Source organism: Microvirga yunnanensis (assembly GCF_025460875.1).
In genome coordinates this window covers 1-20,159 of record NZ_JAMXFI010000149.1, presented here as the reverse complement: position 1 = coordinate 20,159, position 20,159 = coordinate 1, and the positions used below count along the sequence as shown (strand labels likewise).

At 61.4% G+C, this 20,159-nt stretch carries 21 protein-coding genes and 2 pseudogenes; 14 read left to right on the top strand and 9 right to left on the bottom strand.

Annotation, left to right across the window (positions count from 1 at the left end; genetic code table 11):
* On the top strand, positions 1-558 hold a 558-nt coding region (locus NF876_RS38485; RefSeq protein ID WP_262273161.1), incomplete at its 5' end, for an IS110 family RNA-guided transposase.
* A gap of 445 nt (positions 559-1,003) precedes the next feature.
* Here the strand turns inward: NF876_RS38485 and NF876_RS38480 are convergent.
* Entirely contained in the window at positions 1,004-2,719 is a 1,716-nt protein-coding gene (locus NF876_RS38480) for an IlvD/Edd family dehydratase (protein WP_262273160.1), read from the bottom strand.
* Between the two features lie 239 nt (positions 2,720-2,958).
* The gene (locus NF876_RS38475) at positions 2,959-3,909 is read right to left on the bottom strand and encodes a dihydrodipicolinate synthase family protein (protein WP_262273159.1); all 951 of its coding nucleotides are present in this window, start codon (positions 3,907-3,909) and stop codon (positions 2,959-2,961) included.
* A 106-nt stretch (positions 3,910-4,015) separates the two neighbouring features.
* Here NF876_RS38475 and NF876_RS38470 point away from each other — a divergent pair, with 106 nt between their 5' ends.
* From NF876_RS38470 to NF876_RS38440, 7 genes are all read left to right on the top strand, one after another.
* A complete protein-coding gene (locus NF876_RS38470; protein ID WP_262273158.1) occupies positions 4,016-4,663 on the top strand; it encodes an RraA family protein in 648 nt (215 codons plus the stop codon).
* A 7-nt stretch (positions 4,664-4,670) separates the two neighbouring features.
* Complete coding sequence (locus NF876_RS38465; RefSeq protein WP_262273157.1) at positions 4,671-5,507, top strand: FadR/GntR family transcriptional regulator; 837 nt, start codon at positions 4,671-4,673, stop codon at positions 5,505-5,507.
* Positions 5,431-6,402 carry a tripartite tricarboxylate transporter substrate binding protein gene (locus tag NF876_RS38460; RefSeq protein ID WP_262273156.1) on the top strand — a complete coding sequence of 324 codons (972 nt, stop codon included), beginning with the start codon at positions 5,431-5,433 and terminating at the stop codon, positions 6,400-6,402. The genes NF876_RS38465 and NF876_RS38460 overlap by 77 nt, the downstream gene beginning before the upstream one ends.
* 110 nt (positions 6,403-6,512) lie before the next feature.
* The gene (locus NF876_RS38455; protein WP_262273155.1) at positions 6,513-6,986 is read left to right on the top strand and encodes a tripartite tricarboxylate transporter TctB family protein; all 474 of its coding nucleotides are present in this window, start codon (positions 6,513-6,515) and stop codon (positions 6,984-6,986) included.
* A gap of 6 nt (positions 6,987-6,992) precedes the next feature.
* On the top strand, positions 6,993-8,489 hold the full coding sequence (locus NF876_RS38450; protein ID WP_262273154.1) for a tripartite tricarboxylate transporter permease: 1,497 nt from the start codon (positions 6,993-6,995) through the stop codon (positions 8,487-8,489).
* 17 nt (positions 8,490-8,506) lie between these two features.
* Positions 8,507-9,004 (top strand): 2,4'-dihydroxyacetophenone dioxygenase family protein, encoded by a 498-nt coding sequence (locus NF876_RS38445; RefSeq protein ID WP_262273153.1) that lies wholly within the window; start codon positions 8,507-8,509, stop codon positions 9,002-9,004.
* Positions 9,005-9,024: 20 nt separating this feature from the next.
* Positions 9,025-9,807, top strand: coding sequence for an SDR family NAD(P)-dependent oxidoreductase (locus NF876_RS38440; protein ID WP_262273152.1), 783 nt, complete (start codon positions 9,025-9,027; stop codon positions 9,805-9,807).
* A 144-nt stretch (positions 9,808-9,951) separates the two neighbouring features.
* Here the strand turns inward: NF876_RS38440 and NF876_RS43730 are convergent, their stop codons facing one another.
* Positions 9,952-10,065: a hypothetical protein gene (locus NF876_RS43730; RefSeq protein ID WP_373696778.1), complete on the bottom strand. Its 114-nt coding sequence runs from the start codon at positions 10,063-10,065 to the stop codon at positions 9,952-9,954.
* A gap of 39 nt (positions 10,066-10,104) precedes the next feature.
* Between NF876_RS43730 and NF876_RS38435 the strand changes: the two genes are divergently transcribed.
* Positions 10,105-10,377, top strand: coding sequence for a hypothetical protein (locus NF876_RS38435; protein WP_262273151.1), 273 nt, complete (start codon positions 10,105-10,107; stop codon positions 10,375-10,377).
* A 161-nt stretch (positions 10,378-10,538) separates the two neighbouring features.
* Here NF876_RS38435 and NF876_RS38430 read toward each other — a convergent pair whose 3' ends face one another.
* The 4 genes from NF876_RS38430 to NF876_RS38415 form a co-directional block, all read right to left on the bottom strand.
* Entirely contained in the window at positions 10,539-11,819 is a 1,281-nt protein-coding gene (locus NF876_RS38430) for a TRAP transporter large permease (protein WP_262273150.1), read from the bottom strand.
* Positions 11,816-12,397: a TRAP transporter small permease gene (locus NF876_RS38425; RefSeq protein ID WP_262273149.1), complete on the bottom strand. Its 582-nt coding sequence runs from the start codon at positions 12,395-12,397 to the stop codon at positions 11,816-11,818. Before NF876_RS38425 ends, NF876_RS38430 begins: the two co-directional genes overlap by 4 nt.
* A gap of 111 nt (positions 12,398-12,508) precedes the next feature.
* Entirely contained in the window at positions 12,509-13,525 is a 1,017-nt protein-coding gene (locus NF876_RS38420) for a TRAP transporter substrate-binding protein (RefSeq protein ID WP_262273148.1), read from the bottom strand.
* Between the two features lie 164 nt (positions 13,526-13,689).
* On the bottom strand, positions 13,690-14,718 hold the full coding sequence (locus NF876_RS38415; protein WP_262273147.1) for a DctP family TRAP transporter solute-binding subunit: 1,029 nt from the start codon (positions 14,716-14,718) through the stop codon (positions 13,690-13,692).
* 137 nt (positions 14,719-14,855) lie between these two features.
* On the opposite strand from NF876_RS38415, the gene NF876_RS38410 reads away from it, so the two are divergent.
* From NF876_RS38410 to NF876_RS43725, 5 genes and pseudogenes are all read left to right on the top strand, one after another.
* Positions 14,856-15,662 carry a FadR/GntR family transcriptional regulator gene (locus NF876_RS38410; protein ID WP_262273146.1) on the top strand — a complete coding sequence of 269 codons (807 nt, stop codon included), beginning with the start codon at positions 14,856-14,858 and terminating at the stop codon, positions 15,660-15,662.
* Positions 15,656-16,423: an SDR family oxidoreductase gene (locus NF876_RS38405; RefSeq protein ID WP_262273162.1), complete on the top strand. Its 768-nt coding sequence runs from the start codon at positions 15,656-15,658 to the stop codon at positions 16,421-16,423. The genes NF876_RS38410 and NF876_RS38405 overlap by 7 nt, the downstream gene beginning before the upstream one ends.
* A gap of 25 nt (positions 16,424-16,448) precedes the next feature.
* The gene (locus tag NF876_RS38400; protein WP_262273145.1) at positions 16,449-17,498 is read left to right on the top strand and encodes an L-idonate 5-dehydrogenase; all 1,050 of its coding nucleotides are present in this window, start codon (positions 16,449-16,451) and stop codon (positions 17,496-17,498) included.
* Between the two features lie 52 nt (positions 17,499-17,550).
* On the top strand, positions 17,551-18,750 hold the full coding sequence (locus NF876_RS38395; RefSeq protein WP_262273144.1) for a mandelate racemase/muconate lactonizing enzyme family protein: 1,200 nt from the start codon (positions 17,551-17,553) through the stop codon (positions 18,748-18,750).
* A 193-nt stretch (positions 18,751-18,943) separates the two neighbouring features.
* Positions 18,944-19,036, top strand: a pseudogene (locus NF876_RS43725) (IS5/IS1182 family transposase); the annotation flags it as partial.
* A gap of 25 nt (positions 19,037-19,061) precedes the next feature.
* On the opposite strand, the pseudogene NF876_RS38390 reads toward NF876_RS43725, so the two are convergent.
* Both NF876_RS38390 and NF876_RS38385 read right to left on the bottom strand, forming a co-directional pair.
* Positions 19,062-19,574, bottom strand: a pseudogene (locus tag NF876_RS38390) (FadR/GntR family transcriptional regulator); the annotation flags it as partial.
* 50 nt (positions 19,575-19,624) lie between these two features.
* A partial coding sequence (locus NF876_RS38385; protein WP_262273142.1) for an MlrC C-terminal domain-containing protein occupies positions 19,625-20,159 on the bottom strand: 535 nt, incomplete at its 5' end.

The following is a 20,159-nucleotide window of genomic DNA, read 5'->3' as shown; positions in this document are numbered from 1 at the left end:
CTTCAGGACGAGACTAGCCCGGATCTCCCCGCCACGGCTCGGATGGCTCTCCAGCCTCTGGCGGCGATGCTGCTCGAGATCGAGGTGCAGATCGCCAAGCTCGACAAAGCCATTCTGGCGGCCCACCGCAGCGATCCGGTCAGCATCCGACTATCCACCATCCCCGGCATTGGGCCGATTGTTGCTTCCTGTCTCTCGGCCAGTGTTCCAGATGCCAACCTGTTCCAGGGCAGTCGGGAGTTTGCCGCCTATCTCGGCCTCGTGCCCCGGCAGCACTCAACCGGCGGCAAGGCGCGGCTTGGCTCCATCTCCAAGATGGGCAACCGGCACCTGCGCAAGCTGCTGGTCGTGGGAGCGCACGCGGCGCTCTACAGCATGACGTCCGGTAAGACCAGGACGGCCCTGGCGGACTGGGCCCGGTCTCTGCTGGCCAAGAAGCCGTTCAAGGTGGTCGCCGTCGCCTTGGCCAACAAGATGGCCCGGATCGCCTGGGCGGTGATGGCCAGAAGCACGGCGTACGAGCCCGGGAGCCAGGGAGCTGTCGCGGCGGCGGCATAGGCATCCAGTTCAGACTATTCGCCCCGCAGGGCAACTCAGTTGGCACGGTGATGATGAGATGATGTGAAGCCACAGCGGATATGGACCGCCGGAATTGGAGAACCCGTGGTGTTGTCTTGCGTCAGCCAAGCGCGATAACGTGAGAGGGACCAGCTTCAGCGTAAAACATCAGGGCCAGCGGTCGTGAAATGCCGCGCTAAAAGGCCGGAGACATGACCGCACCCGCCCCGCTAGGCCCAAGCATCATCAATAAGCACATTGCCAAACGGGCGCCATCCAGACATGACAACACCTTACGAGGCGCTGTTTCACATTATCTCATCGCTTGCTGCCGCGATCTTGAAGGCCTACGCGATGGGAGTTCTTAGTTGAGATACCGTACATTGCAGCGGACCCGCTTTATGGAAGGATGCCGCGGCTCGGGAGGCTTGCCCCTGATTGGCCGTTAGTGGCTTTCACGTGGCACCGCCGCCCCGCGGCACCCAACAAGGAAGTCGAGATCTGCCCCCCGATCTGCTTGGAGTACCCGCTCTACATAAAGGCTCTGATAGCCTCCAACCATCTGTGGCACTGCTGGCGTCCATGTTAACTGCCGCTGTGACAGCTCATCATCTGGCACGTCTAGGTGGAGCCGGCGTGCTTCGACATCTAGTTCAATTATGTCACCGTCACGCACGAGTGCGAGTGGGCCTCCAACGGCTGCTTCGGGAGCGACATGTAGCACAACTGTGCCAAATGCAGTCCCTGACATACGCGCATCGGAGATGCGCACCATATCCCGAACGCCGCGCTCAAGAAGTTTTCTCGGCAAAGCCATATTACCTACTTCGGCCATCCCCGGATAGCCTTTAGGACCGCAGTTCTGCAATACCATGACTGAGGTCTCGTCAATTTCCAGGGTCGGGTCATCGATACGAGCTTTATAGTGCTCTATGGAATGGAAAACCACGGCACGTCCGCGATGGCACATTAGGTGTGGGGATGCAGCTGAGGGCTTAACTATGGCACCATTCGGTGCAAGATTACCGCGGAGGACAGCAATACCGCCATGCTGCACCAGAGCTTGCGAGCGTGGCCTGATCACATCCGGATTGTAGTTCTCCACATCGGCTATGTTCTCGCCGACGGTCCGCCCGGTCACTGTCAGAGCGTCCAGGTCGAGCAAATCCGAGAGTTCCTTCATGGCGGCGGGAATTCCGCCGGCATAACAAAAGTCTTCCATAAGATATTGGCCCGACGGCATCAAATTCACAATTGTTGGCACCTCGCGTCCCAACGCATCCCAATCATCGATAGACAGGTCTGTTCCAATACGTCCTGCAATGGCAAGAAGATGAACAACCGCATTCGTTGAGCCGCCAATCGCGCCATTCATGCGGATCGCATTCGCAAAAGCCTTCCTCGTTAGGATTTGTGACAATCTTAGATCCTCTCGCGCCATTCCGACGATACGACGTCCGGAAAGGCGCGCTAGACGTGCACGATGTGCATCGACCGCAGGATAGGCGGCATTCCCTGGAAGTGTAACTCCCAGGGCTTCAGCCATTGAGGCCATCGTGGAAGCAGTACCCATGGTCATGCAATGACCTGGGGAGCGAGACATAGCACTCTCGGCCGCCATGAAGTCGGCACGGCTCATAACCCCTGCTCGCACGTCCTCGGAGAACCTCCAAACATCCGTCCCAGAACCGATATCGCGGCCTTTGAACTTACCGTTCAACATTGGGCCGCCGGATATCAGAATCGTCGGCAGATCGCATGAGGCAGCTCCCATCAGGAGAGACGGAGTAGTTTTGTCACATCCCGCCATTAGAACGACACCATCAATTGGATTGCCGCGAATGGCCTCCTCTACGTCCATTGAGGCAAGGTTCCGAAAGAGCATTGCTGTGGGTCGAAGATTCGACTCACCGCAGGAAAACACCGGGAACTCCAGCGGAAGTCCACCGGCTTCGAGAACACCGGCTTTCACGTGTTCGACCAAGCCGCGGAAATGAGCATTGCACGGTGTGAGTTCTGAAAATGTATTGCAGATCCCAATGACCGGGCGACCATCAAACGCATCGTCTGGCAGGCCGTTGTTCTTCATCCAGCTGCGATGAATGAACGAGTCCTTGTCCGTACCTCCGAACCAGTGCTGGGACCGTAGTTTCTTTGCCATCATAGAAGCCTTTTTATAGAGACGGCTTGGGTGATCTTGAATTCTGCCAGAGCCTGGCTGGGCTATTCAATCCTGTTCATGCCCCCCGGCGTTTCAACTGCACCCAAGCCGGATCAATAAACGTGAACTTAGGCTCAGCAGAAACCGAAAATATAACCAGAAGGCATAGCTGATCACTTTACCCGGATAACGGCGGTGTAGCCCGAGTTAGTGGTCGGCCCACTCCCCAACCGTGCGCTCTACGCGGACGCCCTTGGGTTAACCTCATAGTGACCTTCAAGTCTCCCGAGATCACTAAGTAACCGCCTCATCTCCGATAGACCGAACTCCGTTGGTGCTATTGCGGGCCCACGATCGAATACCTCTGCGAGCTCCAATCGCTCAGCCATGAACCGCTTGCCGTAACACAACAACGAGGGAATAGACCTGATCATGTAGACGATGAGCGGGAGAAGCTCCTTGTGCAGTCGCTCGGCCTCCGCAAGCGCCTCCGGCGAACCTTCACGAAATAACTCGTAGATCCTCACTTGGACTGGAAGGCAGTCGGGAGCCGGAATTAGCCCGGCGGCACCGGCCCTGAGGATCGAAAGATATTCGATGCCACCATGCCCGCCGAATACGGCAAGCTGCCCGTCCGTTCCCGCAATCAGACGCTCCGTCTCAACCGCTGTCCCCTCGCCTTTCAGCACCGTGATGTTGGCATGCTGGCGGTGGAGCGACACCATGCCTTCCACAGACAGCCAGACATCGAGGTTGAAGGGATTGTGCTGGATCGCGACTGGGCAGTCCAGCGCGTCGGCAACGCTCCCGAAGAACCGGATCAGCTCTGGCTCCCCGCCACCCCGCGCCGGCGGCGGCTGCAGGATGACCCAGTCCGCACCAGCAGTTCGAGCTTCCCGCGCGAAGGCGATCTGACCGGCGATCGAGGGCTCGCTAACCGTCACTGCAAAGGGAACACGCCCGCGGTTGAGCGAGCCCACGAGTTCAACAAGTTCCATGCGCTCGCGCACGTCCATCTTGTTGACCTCGGTCACCAGGCCCAACGCCATCAGGCCGTGCGCGCCGGCGTCAATGCAATGTTCGACCTGACGCCGCATCGCTTCAGCGTCGAGCCTGCCGGTGCTGTCGAAGAAGGCATACAGGACGGGGTAAACCCCGTGGAAAGCGTGCCGGTCCAAGGCTTCCTCCATCCTACAAAGGTATGATGTTAAACATCAGATGTTTGTTGCCACGACCATCGCGGCGTGTCAGGATCCTGTCAAGCCCACTTGAGATGGGCTGGTTCAGGAGGAAAGAATGACGTCTCTCGCGGATCGACTGCAGGAGTGCTACTCGGGCGCCGTCTATGATGTCATGCGCGATCTCGGCATGACACCGCGGGTGCTGCCACGTAACATTCTCGGTCTCACCAGAGGCATGAAAGCAGCCGGCCCGGTCTTCACCGTACGCGGGCGGCCAGACACGACCGTGAGCGCCCATGAATCCCTTCTGGCTTGGACGGGCCTGCTGTCAAAGGCTCCCGCGGGCCACGTCGTCGTATGCCAGCCGCAGGATGACGTTCGTGCCCTGATGGGGGAACTCTCGGCCGAGACCCTGAAGCTTCGCGGTGTTCGCGGCTATATCGTCGATGGCGGGTGCCGGGATACGGGCTTCATTGAAGCCGAGGGCTTTCCGGTTTTCTGCCGCTACACGACGCCCGTGGACATCGTGGCGGGTTGGATTCCCGAGGCATTCGACGAGCCGGTGACCATCGGCAACATCGTGATCAAGGCCGGAGATTACATCCTGGCGGACCGGGACGGTATCGTCGTGATCCCGAAAGATAATGCGGAAAGCATCATTTCCAAAACTGAGGAAGTGATTCGAACAGAATCCGCTCTACGCCAAGCCATCCGCGACGGGCAGGACCCGCAGGAGGCCTACCTCCAATACGGAAAGTTCTGACACGACGATGCGGCAGGGTTCCAAACCGGGGAAGATTGGCACAGTCGTATCAGACCTAGGGGCTGAGATCGTGCGTGGCACCTTTCTGCCTGGTCAGGCCCTTCCGCCTGAGCATGAACTGGAAGCGCGATTTGGCGCCAGCCGCGGTGTTGTGCGGGAGGCGATCAAGATACTGGCCGCGAAGGGACTGGTCAGCGTCCGGCCGCGGTTCGGGACGCATGTGAAGCCCCGGCATGATTGGAGCCTGCTCGATCAGGAACTCCTTGGCTGGCTGGCTGGAGATGAGGGCCTCGATCGGAACCTGCTTCTGGCCTTCGAGGAGACGCGGGCCATCATTGAGCCCGCAGCGGCGGCGCTTGCGGCGCAGCGAGCCGATCCCGACGATTTGGCGAGGATCATGGCTGCGCTTGAGGCGATGGATCGTGCGCAGACTGACCCGAATGCGGCTATCGCGGCTGACAAGGATTTCCACCTCTCGATCCTAGAGGCAACCCACAACCCGGTCCTGCGAAGCTTTCGCGGTGCCATCGAGGCCATACTGAGCGCTGTATTTGATGTGGCCGTTGAGGCCTTCAGCGGCAACCTGGAGAACCATGCCGCCGTCGCGCACGCTATCGCGCGAAGGGATCCCGGCGAAGCCCAAAAGGCTATGGAGCGGGTCCTGGGCTACACGCTCCATCACCTTTCCATCGAGTCCAGTGAGACCTCCAAGAGCAAAAAAGCGTCTCGGGAAAGAAACAGTTCTAAGAAGCCAAGGGAGAAACGCCATGAAGCTAAAGAAAGTACTCGCCCTCGCAGCGCTGGCCGCCGTGGCAAGCCTGCCCGCTCAAGCGGCATGGCCTGAGCGACCGATCACGTTGATCGTACCGTGGGCCGCCGGCGGCGGAACCGATGCCGTCGCTCGCATGCTCGCCGCAGGGCTGGAGAAGGAGCTGGGAAAGCCGGTCAATGTGGTCAACCGCACCGGCGGTGGCGGCGTGGTCGGCCATACGGAGATCGTTAACGCAAAGCCAGATGGCTACACCATCGGCCTCGCGACCGCCGAGGTCACCACTTATTACTGGTCCAACACGGCCCCCTTCACTTATGAGCAGTTGACGCCGATTGCTCTCGTCAACTTCGACGCCTCCGCCTTCAACGTCTCCACCTCTAGCTCCTGGCAGGATCTCAAAGGAGCTCTGGAAGACATCCGCAAGCAGCCCGTCGGGCACTACAAGCTTTCTGGCATGGCCGCCGGTGCTGCCTATCACCTTGCCTTTGCGGGATTGCTCAAGCTCGAAGGCATCAATCCCAAGAGCGTCACCGTCGTGCCGAGCCAAGGTGCGGCGCCTGGTTTCCAGGAACTGGCCTCTGGCGGCGTCCAGATCGTTCCGTCGTCACTGCCGGAAGGCAAGCCGATGATCGATGCCGGGCGGGTGAAGTCGCTCGCGGTTCTCGCCAAGGAGAAGATCGCGGCGTTTCCAAACGTGCCTACAGTCAAGGAAGCCATCGGCAAGGATTATTCGGGCGGAACATGGCGCGGCATTGCGGCGCCGGCCGGCCTTCCGCCGGAGGTAACCGCGCGATTGGTAGCGGCGGTTGATAAGGTGGCGAACGGGCCCGAATACAAGACTTTCCTGAACGAGCGCGGCTTCGGCTTCGCTTTCGAGAAGGCCGACGCCTTCCGAACCTTCCTGGCGGAGCAGCACAAGAACAATGGCGAAGTGATGGCTGATCTTGGTCTGAAGCTACGCCAATAAGCATAGGTGCCCGACGCAAGCACGGGCACGACCGCTTTGAGCGTCGACGCGGGCAGCTCCCAACCGGTCGACCGGATCGTTGGCCACGTTAACGTCAAGGAGAGCGCTCCATGAAGATCAACGACATAGCGGGCGGAGCCCTGTTCCTGATCCTGGCTTTGGCGCTGGGGTTGGGAGCCTGGAACCTCCCGAATCCGGGCGAGCAGATCTTCGGTCCGGCGACCTTTCCGCTTGTGATTGCAAGCCTGCTCGCCCTGTGCGCGATCATCCTCCTGGCTGGCAGATTGCGATCCGCCAGCCATGAGCCGCTCTTTGCATGGTCCGACTGGACTCGCCGTCCTTGGCTCGTCGTCCGCTTCCTTCTCGTGCCAATGGCGGTGTTTGCATATGTGAGCTTCGTTGAGCTGCTCGGCTTCCTGCCAACGGCGGTGGCGATCTTGTTGTGCCTGTTCCTGTCCGGCCATGTGCGCCCTGCCCCGGCCGCCCTCCTGTCCATCTGCGTCGCGCTTCTGGTACACACGATCTTCTATGTGGGTCTTAGCGTGCAGCTTCCCTGGGGAATCCTAGATCCCGTGCGGTGGTGATGTTTCATGCTTGACGCTTATCTCACAGCCTTCGGAATGGTGTTCGAACCCTACGTGCTCGCGGTGATTGTCGCCTCGGCCGTCTACGGCCTTGTTGTGGGCTGCATTCCTGGGCTTTCGGCCACCATGGCGACGGCGCTTCTCGTGCCGCTCACCTTCTTCATGCCACCAGTCCCCGCGGTGGCCGCCATTGTCACCACCAGCACCATGGCGATCTTCTCCGGTGATATTCCTGGATGCCTCCTGCGCATTCCCGGTACGCCCGCCTCGGCGGCCTATGTCGAGGACTCCTACCAAATGACCCGGAAAGGCAAGCCAGAGCTCGCGCTCGGGATCGGCTTGTACTTCTCGGCGCTGGGCGGGCTGTTCGGAACCGCCGTCATGATGGTCGCCTCACCAGCCATCGCCGACTTCGCGCTGGGGTTCGGCTCGGTGGAGTTCTTCTGGATTGTGGCGATGGGGCTGGGCGGTGCCGTTTTCATCGGCTCCGCAAGCCCTTTGAAGGCCTGCATCGCGCTGCTCCTCGGGCTCGCCATCGCTCTGATCGGAATGGACAACCCAGCAGGCCAACCCCGATTCACCTTCGGCACTACAGGCCTACTCGGCGGCATATCGCTCATCCCAATGATGGTCGGGATGTTCGCAGTCTCCGAGGTGTTACGGCACATGGTTTCGAAAGAGGCGAAGGCTCAAATCGCTGTGACCCATATTGGGCCGATCTTCGCCAACATGTGGAACCTGACGAAGCAATATCCCTGGCAGCTCATTCGCGGCAGTGCGCTCGGAACGGTCATCGGCATCCAGCCTGGCAGCGGCGCGGACATGGCGGCGTGGATGTCCTATGCTATGAGCAAGCGGTTCTCCAAGGAGCCCGAGAAATTCGGCACCGGGCACCCGGAGGGCCTGATCGAGGCCGGGGCATCAAACAACAGCTCCCTGGCCGGCGCCTGGATCCCGGCCCTGGTGTTCGGCATCCCTGGCGACTCGATCACAGCCATCGCCATCGGTGTTCTCTACATGAAGAACATGGCGCCAGGTCCGACAATCTTTGTGAACAACCCGCAGAACGTCTATGCGCTCTTTCTGGTGTTCGTCCTCGGCAACCTCCTGATGCTTCCGCTGGGCTGGGCGATGATCAAGGTCGCGACAAAGATCCTGCGCGTTCCTCGCGACATCCTCATGCCGATCATCCTGCTCTTCGCCATCGTTGGTGCCTTTGCCATCAACAACTCGCTCTTTGACGTCGGACTGATGCTCGGCTTCGGCGTACTAGCGTTCTTCATGGAGGAGAATGGCTTTCCGGTCGCACCGACGATCCTTGGGGTGGTCCTGGGGCCGCTGCTGGAAGAGAACTTCATCAACTCGATGATCAAGGCCGACGGCAATCCAATCGGCCTCGTGGACCGCCCAATCGCAGCGGTGCTGGCCGCGATCACCATCGGCATGGTGGTCTGGACCATCTGGGCGGCCCGAAAGCCGAAGCGCGTCCCTACAACCGTCTGAGCACAGGAGAACATCTGATGTACCACGCGATGAAAGGCTCGACCCATGTTCTCGCCCCTCAGGAAATTGCCGTGGCGGCAATCCCGGAGGACGAACGTGTCTGGGTGCCACAGGCGCCAAACGTCTGGTTCCGCCCTCTCATGCTCAACACGCTTCAGGGGCAATGGTGCAACCTCCTGCGCGTCCGGCGCGCCGGCGTCCTCTCACGACACCTGCATCCCAGCCCGGTCCATGGCTTCGTCCTCAAGGGCTCGTGGCGCTACCTCGAGCATGACTGGGTTGCCACCGAGGGCTCCTACGTGTTTGAGCCGCCCGGCGAGATCCACACCCTGGTCGTACCGGACGACGTTCCGGAAATGATCACGTTCTTCAACATCAGCGGCTGCATGTACTACGTCGATCAGCATAACAAGCACGTGGGCTTCGAGGACGTGTTCACGAAGATTGACATGTGCCGGAAGCACTACACCGAGGTCGGGCTTGGAGCAGACTACGTTGACCAGTTCGTGCGTTGATGTCTGACGAGGTGATAGGGATGGAAAACGGTACCGGTCACACCGACACACAGGTCACATCGAAACCCTCGGGTCATTGGGCTTCCCAATGGTATTCCGGAAAGCGTGTGCTTGTGACGGGAGGGACATCCGGCATAGGAGCCGGCATCACGCAAGGGTTTCTCGAAGCCGGTGCCGAGGTGATCGCCACGGGTGTCTCGCAGGCCGAGATCGACAAGGTAGGGGACGCGTTAACGCCCGCCGATCGTCGCGTGCTCAATGTGCGGGATGGACCGGCCGTTGAGGAGCTTGTCGGTGAACTCGGCGTACTCGACATTGTCGTTAACTGCGCCGGCATTATCCGGCGCATCGACGAGTTTGAGCCTTCGGTCTTCGAAGACGTGATCGATACCAATCTTACGGGAACCATGCGGGTCTGCACGGCGGCGAGGCCGCTCCTGGCCCGGTCTCAGGGATCCATCGTGAACCTGGCGTCAATGCTATCCTTCTTTGGCGGTGGGCTCGTGCCCGGCTATTCCGCGAGCAAGGGCGGAATAGCCCAGCTAACGAAGTCGCTCGCCATCGCATTCGCGGCAGACAGCATTCGCGTGAATGCGATTGCGCCCGGATGGATCGAGACACCCCTGACGGCCGCCCTGCGCCAAGATGAGGGTCGCAGCCGCGCTATCCTTGAGCGTACGCCGTTGAGGCGTTGGGGCACTCCGCATGACCTAGTGGGAGGCGTCCTCTTTCTCGGCTCACCTATGGCAGCATTTATTACCGGAGCAATTCTGACTATCGATGGCGGGTATTCCGTCGTCTAATAAAACTCACAGGCAGACGTTCGCGGCCCCTCCAGTGGGTCGCTCGCGGCTGCTTCTCGTGCAGGGCTATGTCGACAACCTGTTGGATCACCGCTGCCGTGCGAGGCTTGCGCCCCGGCGGGCAAGAGGCGTCCTTGGAAACCCCTACACGCCAGCCTGCGCAAAGCGGCGGCGCCAGCGCCTCACGATCAGACGGCTCGTACCAGCGCGGGCAGCCACTTCGGTGGCCCGGAGGCCCTCGCCAGCCAGCAGAACAATGCGAGTCCGTCAGACGAGACATCGCGGAAGCAGTCTCTCATGGGCAACAGCACGAAGGACAGTGCCTCATCAATCGAGAAGGTTGGGGCCGTTGTCCGGCTCACCTCGTTCCGGACCGGCTCCAGACGCTACGAGCTGGCGAACATACCAGATCTGGAAAGAGCGCTGGACCATCCGGCCGCTGTGTTTGCGCAGCCAGATGACGTTTTGCGTCATCCCTTTTTGGGTTCGTCGGACGCCGCGATTTGCTCAACAGACCGGATTGAGGCGCTTTCTCGGACTTCGAAGCCGAAGGCAATTTGGAACGCCTAGAGCGGGTCTTCGCGAGCGGATGGGCGTTCATCGGTGAGCACCTTCCCATGAAGATCCGAGGCCCTTCCGGCGAAATCCTCGCCCTGTTCACCGAGGGCTATGACCGAGCGCTTTGGGCGTGGTCATAGCCCCGGCTGTTTTCTTCAGGCCTATGCATTCCGTCAACGCGTCATGAGGGCAAGCGGCCACATGACGATCTGCGGGAAGACGATCAGGAGCACCAGGACGCAGACCTGTGCAATCATGAACGGCGTCACGCCTCGGATCACGCCCCGCATCGGAACCCTCGCGACACCACACACGACATTAAGAACCGTACCGACCGGCGGTGTCACGAGTCCGATGGCGTTGTTCATGATGAACAGCACCCCGAAGTAAACGGGATCGATGCCCGCCTGCTTGACCACGGGCATGAGCACCGGCGTCATGATCAGCACCGTCGGCGTGAAGTCGAGCGCCGTTCCGACGATCAAGATCAGGAGCATCAGGACGGCCATGAGCAGGGTCTGGTTGCCCATGAGCGGCTCGACCATATCGGCTAGTTGCTGCGGGATGTTCGCGGTGGTGATCAGCCATGCGGAAACGCCTGCTGCCGCGACCAGGAACATGATGACGGCTGTCGTTTCGGCGGCACGATAGAACAGCTCGAAGAGCTGGCCGAACTTGATCTCCCGATAGATGACCATCCCCACGAAGAGAGAATAGGCGGCGGCGATCACGGCCGCTTCGGTCGGCGTGAACGCACCGAACTTCAGGCCTCCGATGATGACCACGGGCAGCACGAGAGCCCACAGAGCCTTGCGGGTCTCGTGCAGGCGCTCGGGGAACGAGCGCTTCGGCTCGACCTTCGGGTTGTCCCGCTTGATGCTCCATCGCCACGCGAGGAGGATGGACACACCCATGAGAATGCCGGGGACGATGCCCGCGATGAACAGCTTGGTAATCGAGACGCCACCGGCCACACCGAAGACAATCATTCCGATCGACGGCGGAATGACGGGGGCGATGATCCCACCGCACGCAATCAGGCCACAGGATCTATCGATGTTGTAGCCTGCGTTCCTCATCAGGGGGATGAGCACCGACGCCAGCGCCGCAGTGTCCGCAACGGCCGATCCGGACAGGGAGGCCATGATGACCGCCGCGCCGACCGCGACATAGCCCAGCCCGCCTCGGATATGACCAATCCAGGACATGGCCATCACGATGATGCGGCGGGTCATCCCGCCCGCATTCATGAATTCTCCCGCCAGCATGAAGAACGGTACGGCAAGCAGGGGAAAGCTGTTGGCGCCATCCCACATGTTCTGGATCACGATCTGCGGGTCCGTGATCCCCATGTACCACATCATGGCGAGGCCGCAGCCGATGAGCGCAAAGGCGATCGGCATGCCCAGGGCCATGAGCCCGAGCAGCGAAAGGATAAAGACGAAGACGATCACCGGAGGGTCCCTTCATTCGAGAGTTGCGCCTTCATATCCCGCTCCGTCTCGAGGCCTTCGTCGAGGCCCTCCTCGTGCACCTCGATCAGTTCATCCTCGCCGACACGCCCCATAAACAGCCTGATCAGGTTGATAGCGCAGATGATCGCAATGGAAGCGCCCGTCAGATAACTGACACCGTAGACATAGATCATGCTGAACTGGCCGACCGGGGAGGCGTTGCCCGCGAGGATGTCGTGCTGGAGATAGGTGCCGTAGAAGATGAAGAGGCTACACAGCAACATGATCGCCTGGCTGATGCCCCAGCAGATCTTCCTGCCGAATACCGGCAGCGCATGGACGACCATGTCGACGCCAAGGTGATTACGGCGGTGCAGACCGATGATGCCCCCGAGGAAGGTCATCCAGACGAAGGCAAAACGCGGCACCTCCTCTGAGAGGTCGATCCCGGTGTTGAAGAAGATCCTCAGGATAACATTACCGAAGACCATGATCAGCATCACGACCATGCACACGACCATGACGATCTCGAGCGTCCTGAAGTACGCGCCGACCGCCATTTGCATCAACCGACCCATGCATCTACTCCCCGGACTCCGAGATTGGCCGAATCCTGCACCAGCACCTTAAAGCGCAGGGCAGGTCGGAAAGCGGGCGGCCTCGTCGGGCTAGGCCGCCCAGACTGTGGGCTAGTTGGTCGTGCGGGCCTTCTCGACCTCGGCGATGAAGCCGTTCACGAAGTCCTCGCCGATCTGTTGCTTGAACTTGGCGACGACGGGTTTGACACGCTCCTGGACCTTGCTCAGTTCAGCCGGCGGCACCGTATCGACGGTCACACCGGCGGCCTTGAACTTCTCGATCACGTCCTTGTCGCCCTCATCGAGCAGCTTGCGCTGGAGCAATCCTGCCTCCGTCGCGGCCTTCTGGACCGCGGCCTTGTCTTCCGCCGACAATGAATCCCAGAACTTCTTGGAGGCGACCATCGCGACGGGCGTATAGACGTGGTTCGTGAGCGAGATGTACTTCTGCACCTCCTGCATCTTGTTGGCCCACATGTGCTGGAGCGGGTTCTCTTGCCCATCGAGCGCCTTGACCTCGAGAGCGGTAAAGACCTCGGAGAAGGCCATCGGTACCGCGTTGGCGCCGATCGTCTTCCAGGTATCGAGAGCAACCGGGTTTGCCATGACCCGCAGCTTCAGGCCGCTCACGTCGTCGGCCTTCGTCACGGAATGCCGGCTGTTCGAGAGGTTGCGGAAGCCCATGCCGGTCCAAGTCAGCCCGACCAGGCCGCTCGGCTCGAGCTTCTCGAAGATCTTCTTCGACGAGGGACCGTCGAGGACGGCGTAGACTTCCTTCTCGTTCTGGAAGAGGAATGGCAGGTCCCACACCTGGACTTCCTTAACGCGGGTCGATAGCGGTGCCAGCGTGCCGATGTACAGTTCCTGGGTTCCGGCCTGGACCGCCTGGAGCATCTTCTCGTCGCTGCCCAGCATGGCCGAATGGAAGGGCTGAACCTTAACGTTGCCCTTGGAGTAGGTCGCCACAAGCTCGGCGAACTTGTTCATCGCGATGGCCTGCGGATGGGTATCCGGCATCGCATGGCCGATCTTAGCCTTGACCTCGGCCATTGCCGCGGTTGAACCCATCAGCATGGCACCAAGGGCCAGGACGAAGCCTGCCCGTCTCGTGAGAACCGAACGTGTCATGTTGCTTTCCTCCTTGTTGTGCCAGGCATTCTGCCGTGGCGTGACGACTGCTACCATTTGCTTTGTTTACATGCGACTTCGGATGCGGTGCGCACGACATTATGAGGTCCAAGGGCTGAGCGCTTGGCCTGACCCCTTCAAGAGGTTGGGCACGCATCGAGTCCCTAGTGGGTACCGCGAGCCTTCTGGATTTCGGCGTAGAACCCTTCGACGAACTCGGTCCCGATCGTCGCCGTGTTTTTGTCAATGACGGGCTGGATCGCCTTGCGGATATTCTCGAGCTCGGCAGGAGGCATCGTGGAGACGGTCATGCCCTTGTCCTTCAGCTCGCCCACGACCTCGTTGGCCTGCTTGAGCTCTTCGGCGCGCTGGAACGTGCGGGTTGCCTCCGCCGCCGCCGTCACTGCCGACTGCTGCTCGGGGCTGAGGGACGACCAGAACTTCTTCGACGCCACCAGGGCGACCGGCGTATAGACGTGGTTTGTGATGGTCAGGTACTTCTGCACCTCGAACATCTTGTTCGCGTACATGTCGACGACCGGATGCTCATATCCGTCGAGAGCCTTCGTCTCGAGGGCGGGGTAGACCTCGGTGAACGCCATCGGCACGGCGTTAAGCCCCATTGCATTGAAGCTTGCCAGAGCCATCGGGCTTTGCATCACGCGAACCTTGAGACCCTTCATGTCCGCGAGCGCGTTGATTGGGCGCTTGCTGTTCGACATGTTCCGGAAGGCGCCTCCCGACCAGGCCAGGCCCTGCAAGTTCATGTCAGCCAAGCCGTCCAGGATCTTGCGGCCGGCTGGGCCGTCCAGCACCGCTGCTGCCTCGGCGTCGGACGCGAACAGGAACGGGAAATCGAAGATCTGGATTTCCTTCTTCCGGGTCGCGATCGGCGACAGCGCTCCCATGTAGAAGTCGATCGTCCCGGCCTGGGTCGCGATTAGCATCTTCTCCTCCGACCCGAGCGTGGCGTTTCCGAAGACATCGACCTTGACCTTGCCGCCTGTCGCCTCGGCGACCTTTTCAGCAAAGTACTTCATTGCCGCCGAACGAGGGTGACTGTCGGCGAACGAGTGACCGAGCCGGGCGGCCTTCGCCTCCTGGGCCAAGGAGGGGCTTACCGCTCCTCCCAGCAGCAAGCCGACGGCGGCTGCCAGACCAGCAAAGGAACTGCGACGTGAAACCTTCGGCATGATCTTCCTCCGACTTTGTTGAACCGCTCTTCGGCGACTTTCGAGCGGCTGAATAGCAACAACGCCCTTTTTCGCTCTGATGACAGGTTGTCTTACATCTGTCAACGTGGCAAAGAGAGGGAGGAACGGAGGCTCCGATGCTGCGCGACAAGGAAAGTGCCAACGAAGAGGCCCAGATCGTCCTCGAAACGCTGGTCCCGCGCCCGAACCTCGCGGCCCATGCCGCAGGAATCCTGGCCCGATCGATCGAGGACGGATTGCTCCGCCCCGGCGCCCGGTTGCCCGGCGAAATCGAATTGGCGCGCCAGCTCGGGGTCAGCAGGCCCGTCGTGCGCGAGGCGATCGCCTACCTGAAGGCCGACGGCCTTGTCGAAAGCCGGCATGGCCGTGGCCTGTTCGTCGGCCGCCAAGAGACACTCCGGCTGCGCCTGCGTGAGATCGATGCTTCGGAAAAGACGATCCTCGAGTTCCTGGAGCTGAGACGGGGTCTCGAGGTCGAGGCGGCCCAACTTGCGGCGCTGCGGCATACGGCTCACGACTTGGACAGGATGGAAGCGGCCATCGCCGCATTGAACGTGGCCGACGAGGCTGGTGAGGAAAGCTCCGAGCACGATCTCGCCTTTCATCTGGCCATCGCCGATGCCGCACGAAATCCGCTCTTCCGTCGCGTCTTGCAGTTTGTTGCGAAGCCGCTGCTGGCTTCGATCCAGGAAATGCGGGCCAAGGACCGGGGCGCAGCTCAGCGCATTGAGAAGCGTCGCGCGGATCATGACCGCATCCTTGAACGCATCAGGGCGCGGGATGCAGACGGCGCAGGAGAAGCCATGCGCCGGCACATCGATGAGGCCTGTGACCACTATACGGCCCTGCTGCCGTCGGAGGTCGCAGATCTCTATCCACTTCCAGTTCCGCAAAAAATGCGTTCGAAGGCAGGTAAATCGTGACGAAACTCTTTGATCTATCGGGCAAGTCGGCCCTCGTGACCGGCTCCTCGCGCGGCCTTGGCCGTGCCATGGCCGAGGGGCTGGCGGCAGCCGGCGCTGGAATCGTGTTGAACGGCTCCGACGAGGGGCGGCTCGCCAAGGCGGTGGCGGAGATGAGCTCGGCCGGTTACGCGGTACGGGCCTCACGCTTCGACGTCACCGACGAGAAGGCAGTCATCGAGGCGTTCGACACCCTCGACAGTCAGGGCGTCGCAATCGACATCCTCGTCAACAACGCCGGCATCCAGTTCCGTCGGCCGATGCTCGAGCTCGACACCGCCGACTGGAGGCGCGTCGTCGACACAAACCTGACCAGCGCCTTCGTCATCGGTCGCGAAGCGGCGCGCCGCATGGCTCAGCGCGGGTACGGGAAGATCATCAACATCGGATCGCTGACGAGCGAGCTCGCCCGTGCGACCGTGGCTCCCTACACGGTGGCCAAGGGCGGCATCAAGATGCTCACTAAGGCCATGGCGGCCGAGTGGTCGGAGCTGGGCATCCAGGCCAATGCTATTGGTCCGGGCTACATGCTGACCGACATGAACCAGGCGCTGATCGACAACCCGACCTTCGATGCCTGGGTAAAGGGGCGGACTCCCGCGCGGCGGTGGGGGCGCCCGGACGAGCTGGCAGGCACCTGTGTGTACCTCGCCTCAGCCGCCTCCGACTATGTCAGCGGCCAGATCATTTACGTCGACGGCGGAATGATCTCCGTCCTCTGAGTCCGAAAGCAGCAGGAGTATCACCATGGCCGGCTCACCATCGCTTGGTGTCGTCATTCACGCGCCGAAGGACCTGCGCATCGAGGCGGTCCCATCCATCGCTCCCGGTCCAGGGGAGGTCCGGGTCACAATCGAGGCTGGTGGGATCTGCGGCTCCGACATGCACTACTTCAACCACGGCGGCTTCGGCACGGTCCGCATCCGCGAGCCCATGGTGCTCGGGCACGAGATCGCCGGCATTGTTGCCGAGGTCGGGCCCGACGTCACCACGATCTCTCCCGGCACCCGCGTTGCGGTCAATCCGAGTCGGCCCTGCGGCCATTGCCGGTACTGCCGCGAGGGCATGCGGAACGAGTGCCTCGACATGCATTTCATCGGAAGCGCCATGCGCTTCCCGCACGCGCAGGGTGGCTTTCGCCAGAGCCTGACCGTCCGGGCCGAACAGGCGGTGCCGATTGCCGAGACGGTCTCGATGGCGGAGGCCGCCATGGCGGAACCGCTCTCTGTCTGTCTCCACGCAGCCACCCAGGCCGGACCACTGCAAGGAAAGCGCGTACTGGTCACAGGGTGCGGCCCCATCGGTGTCCTGTGTGTCGCTGTCGCACGGCATGCCGGCGCCGCCGAAATCGTGGCGACCGACATCGCCGAGTACCCGCTCTCGATTGCGGCCCAGGTCGGCGCAACGCGAGGTCTCAACACGGGTGAGGATCCCGAAGCCCTCACCTTCTATAAGGCCGACAAGGGCACCTTCGACGTCCTGTTCGAGTGCTCGGGCATCGAGCGTGCCCTAGCTGGCGCGCTCGATGCCGTGCGCCCGGGCGGGATTGTCGTGCAGGTTGGACTCGGCGGCGACATGAAGCTCCCGATCAACCTCATTGTGGCAAAGGAGCTTCAACTCCGGGGCACGTTCCGCTTCGACCGTGAGTTCGCGCTTGCGGTCGAGCTCATGGGACGCGGCCAGATCGACGTAAAGCCGCTCCTCAGCGCAACGGTCCCGTTTCAAGATGCGCACGAAGCCTTTGTACTGGCGCAGGATCGCTCCCGCGCCGTCAAGGTTCAACTCACTTTCGCCTGACGGCACGACCGGATCCAGGCTGCTGCGGGCAACACCAAAAGAGGAAACATTCATGAAAATCACGGCAATCGAGACGTTACGCACGGAGGAGTTCGGAAACGTGCTCTGGGTCCGGGTTCACACCGACGCCGGCGTAATCGGGCTTGGCGAGACATTCTATGGCGCCGGCGCGGTCGAGGCTCATCTCCACGACACGCTGGCGGGTCGGATCCTCGGGCGTAACCCGCTTCACATCGAGGCGCTGCACCGTGACATGACGAACCTGCCGATGGCCCAGGCCTCGACGGGGGCGGAGTCGCGGGCGACGTCCGCTGTCGACATCGCCTTGTGGGACATCTTCGGTAAGGTCTGCGGCCAGCCCGTGTATCAAATGCTCGGAGGCCTGTGCCGCGACAGGCAACGCATCTACAACACCTGTGCCGGCACCCGCTACGTGCGCTCGTCCAACATCAAGCCGGTTTCGACTTGGGGGCTGGGCGTGGAAGACAGCCCGTACGAGGACCTGGACGGGTTCATGAACCGGGCCGATGTCCTGGCCGAGAGCCTCCTGGAGTCGGGCATCTCGGCGATGAAGATCTGGCCGTTCGACCCTGCCGCAATCGAGAACCATGGGCTGTTCATCTCGGCCGAGCAGATGAAGACGGCCATTGAACCGTTCGAGAAGATCCGCAAGGCTGTCGGCGACAAGATGGAGATCATGGTCGAGTTCCACTCCCTGTGGAACCTGCCGGTGGCGAAGCAGATCGCGCGTGCTCTCGAGCCCTACAAGCCGACATGGTACGAGGATCCGATCCGGATGACCTCGCCACAGGCGCTGGCCGAATATGCCCGCTCGACGGACGTTTGGGTCTGCGCGAGTGAGACACTCGGATCCCGGTGGCCGTACAAGGATCTGCTCGAGCGCGATGCCACGCATGTCGTGATGGTCGATCTCTGCTGGACCGGGGGCTTGACGGAGGGACGCAAGATCGCGGCACTTGCCGAGACGTGGCATCGGCCGTTCGCACCGCACGACTGCACTGGGCCGGTCGGCTTCGTGGCCTCGATCCATGCCTCTCTGAGCCAGCCCAACACTCTGATCCAGGAATCGGTCCGTGCCTTCTACCGTGGCTGGTACCTCGAGCTCGTGAACGAGATGCCGGAGATCGAGGGCGGGTATGTTTATCCGCCGGAAGCACCAGGACTCGGTGTCGAACTTCTTCCCGCCGTGTTCGAACGTTCTGACCTGACGGTACGACGGTCGCAGCTATAACATCCGGACCTTCTGAGGGTGAGGAAAACTGACACCGAGAGCAGGTAATCGGCCATGCCCAGCAGCCGATCGCTAGAGCGCGTTGACATTCAGGATTCCCGCGGGCTCGCAAGTCTGATTCAAGCTCCTTTTCGGAGCGGAGGTTCGGGTGAGCGGAGTGCGTCTGATTTTGAAGGATCACCAATGGGATCGGATGGAGCCGCATCTGCCAGGCAAGCGCATGGATCCCGGCCGAACGGCGGTCGATAGCCGGTTGTTCGTGGAAGCCGTGCTCTGGCTAGCCCGACGCTGCGGAATTCGACGAGATCGCGCAGGAGCCCGTTGAGGAAGCGACAGATGAAGGCGAGCAGAGGATTGTCGCAGCTCTCGCAGAGAATGTCGTGGAACTCGATCTCGAGCCGACGGCCCGCGACCCGGTCGCCTCTGTCGCGGGCTTCAACGCATTGCTCGATATTGGTCTCCAGCCGCTGAAGCCGATCCTCCGTCAGGCGGCCGACGACGCTCTCCGCCAGAGACACTTCGAGGCTGCGCCGGAGCACATAGACCTGCTCGAAATCCAGTACCTGGAAATGTAGGTAGCTGCGCAGCTGCTGCATCGCCGCGTCGATGGACACCGGCTGGATCTCGGCGCCGCCGTTCGGGCCGGTCTGCATCTTCACGAGCCCCTGCACCTCAAGGGCCTTCAGAGCCTCGCGAAGCGTACCCTTCGCGCAGCTGTAATGCTGCATCAGCGTCTTCTCGTTAGGCAGCCGGTTGCCCGGCTTCAAGCCCTCCCGCGCGATCCAGCGTCTCAGGTCCTCGGCGATCTGGTCCGAGAGCTTCATGCGCTGCATCCGCCCCCGACCGGGGGTCGGAACGCCTCCCTTGTCGTTTGTCATAGCCGAACCGCCTCAGGTCTCCACGGGATATCGTCCTGGAGAGGATATATCGGACGGGCAAGCTTTTCGAAACGGAATAACTCATAGTCCGAGCTGGTCACCCCACGGCTCGCACATTCGACGACGGCCTTCGCGATGGGCTCGAACACGGGGCGGCAATACATGCGCGATTTCAGGATCAGGGTGCGGCACGCACGGGGATCGAGACCGACGCTCGTGAACACCGCAAGGTCCCACGGCTCGTGAGGCAGCTCGGTGACGAGCACCCGCGCCCGGCCGGTATCCAGCACGGCGGCCCGCCCCATGAAGCAGCGCATGCCCGTATAGGTCGGCCCACTGATCGTGTATTCCCCGTCGCCCAGGACGCGCACCCCGCCTTCGAGGCGCAGCGGATCTTTGGAGACGCCGATGCGGGGCATGGCCACGCGGTTGCCGATTCCGATCTCGATCCGCGCGCCGACGCCCGCCGCCATCATGGCCGCCACGGCTTCCGGATCGCAGATCGGACCCACGATAATGTCGTCGAGCCCT

Bases quoted from the DNA above. Each gene is read 5' to 3' on its own strand.
- NF876_RS38480 (WP_262273160.1), bottom strand. From the start codon at position 2,719: ATGGCAAAGAAACTACGGTCCCAGCACTGGTTCGGAGGTACGGACAAG.
- NF876_RS38475 (WP_262273159.1), bottom strand. From the start codon at position 3,909: ATGGAGGAAGCCTTGGACCGGCACGCTTTCCACGGGGTTTACCCCGTC.
- NF876_RS38470 (WP_262273158.1), top strand. From the start codon at position 4,016: ATGACGTCTCTCGCGGATCGACTGCAGGAGTGCTACTCGGGCGCCGTC.
- NF876_RS38465 (WP_262273157.1), top strand. From the start codon at position 4,671: ATGCGGCAGGGTTCCAAACCGGGGAAGATTGGCACAGTCGTATCAGAC.
- NF876_RS38460 (WP_262273156.1), top strand. From the start codon at position 5,431: ATGAAGCTAAAGAAAGTACTCGCCCTCGCAGCGCTGGCCGCCGTGGCA.
- NF876_RS38455 (WP_262273155.1), top strand. From the start codon at position 6,513: ATGAAGATCAACGACATAGCGGGCGGAGCCCTGTTCCTGATCCTGGCT.
- NF876_RS38450 (WP_262273154.1), top strand. From the start codon at position 6,993: ATGCTTGACGCTTATCTCACAGCCTTCGGAATGGTGTTCGAACCCTAC.
- NF876_RS38445 (WP_262273153.1), top strand. From the start codon at position 8,507: ATGTACCACGCGATGAAAGGCTCGACCCATGTTCTCGCCCCTCAGGAA.
- NF876_RS38440 (WP_262273152.1), top strand. From the start codon at position 9,025: ATGGAAAACGGTACCGGTCACACCGACACACAGGTCACATCGAAACCC.
- NF876_RS38435 (WP_262273151.1), top strand. From the start codon at position 10,105: ATGGGCAACAGCACGAAGGACAGTGCCTCATCAATCGAGAAGGTTGGG.
- NF876_RS38425 (WP_262273149.1), bottom strand. From the start codon at position 12,397: ATGGGTCGGTTGATGCAAATGGCGGTCGGCGCGTACTTCAGGACGCTC.
- NF876_RS38420 (WP_262273148.1), bottom strand. From the start codon at position 13,525: ATGACACGTTCGGTTCTCACGAGACGGGCAGGCTTCGTCCTGGCCCTT.
- NF876_RS38415 (WP_262273147.1), bottom strand. From the start codon at position 14,718: ATGCCGAAGGTTTCACGTCGCAGTTCCTTTGCTGGTCTGGCAGCCGCC.
- NF876_RS38410 (WP_262273146.1), top strand. From the start codon at position 14,856: ATGCTGCGCGACAAGGAAAGTGCCAACGAAGAGGCCCAGATCGTCCTC.
- NF876_RS38400 (WP_262273145.1), top strand. From the start codon at position 16,449: ATGGCCGGCTCACCATCGCTTGGTGTCGTCATTCACGCGCCGAAGGAC.
- NF876_RS38395 (WP_262273144.1), top strand. From the start codon at position 17,551: ATGAAAATCACGGCAATCGAGACGTTACGCACGGAGGAGTTCGGAAAC.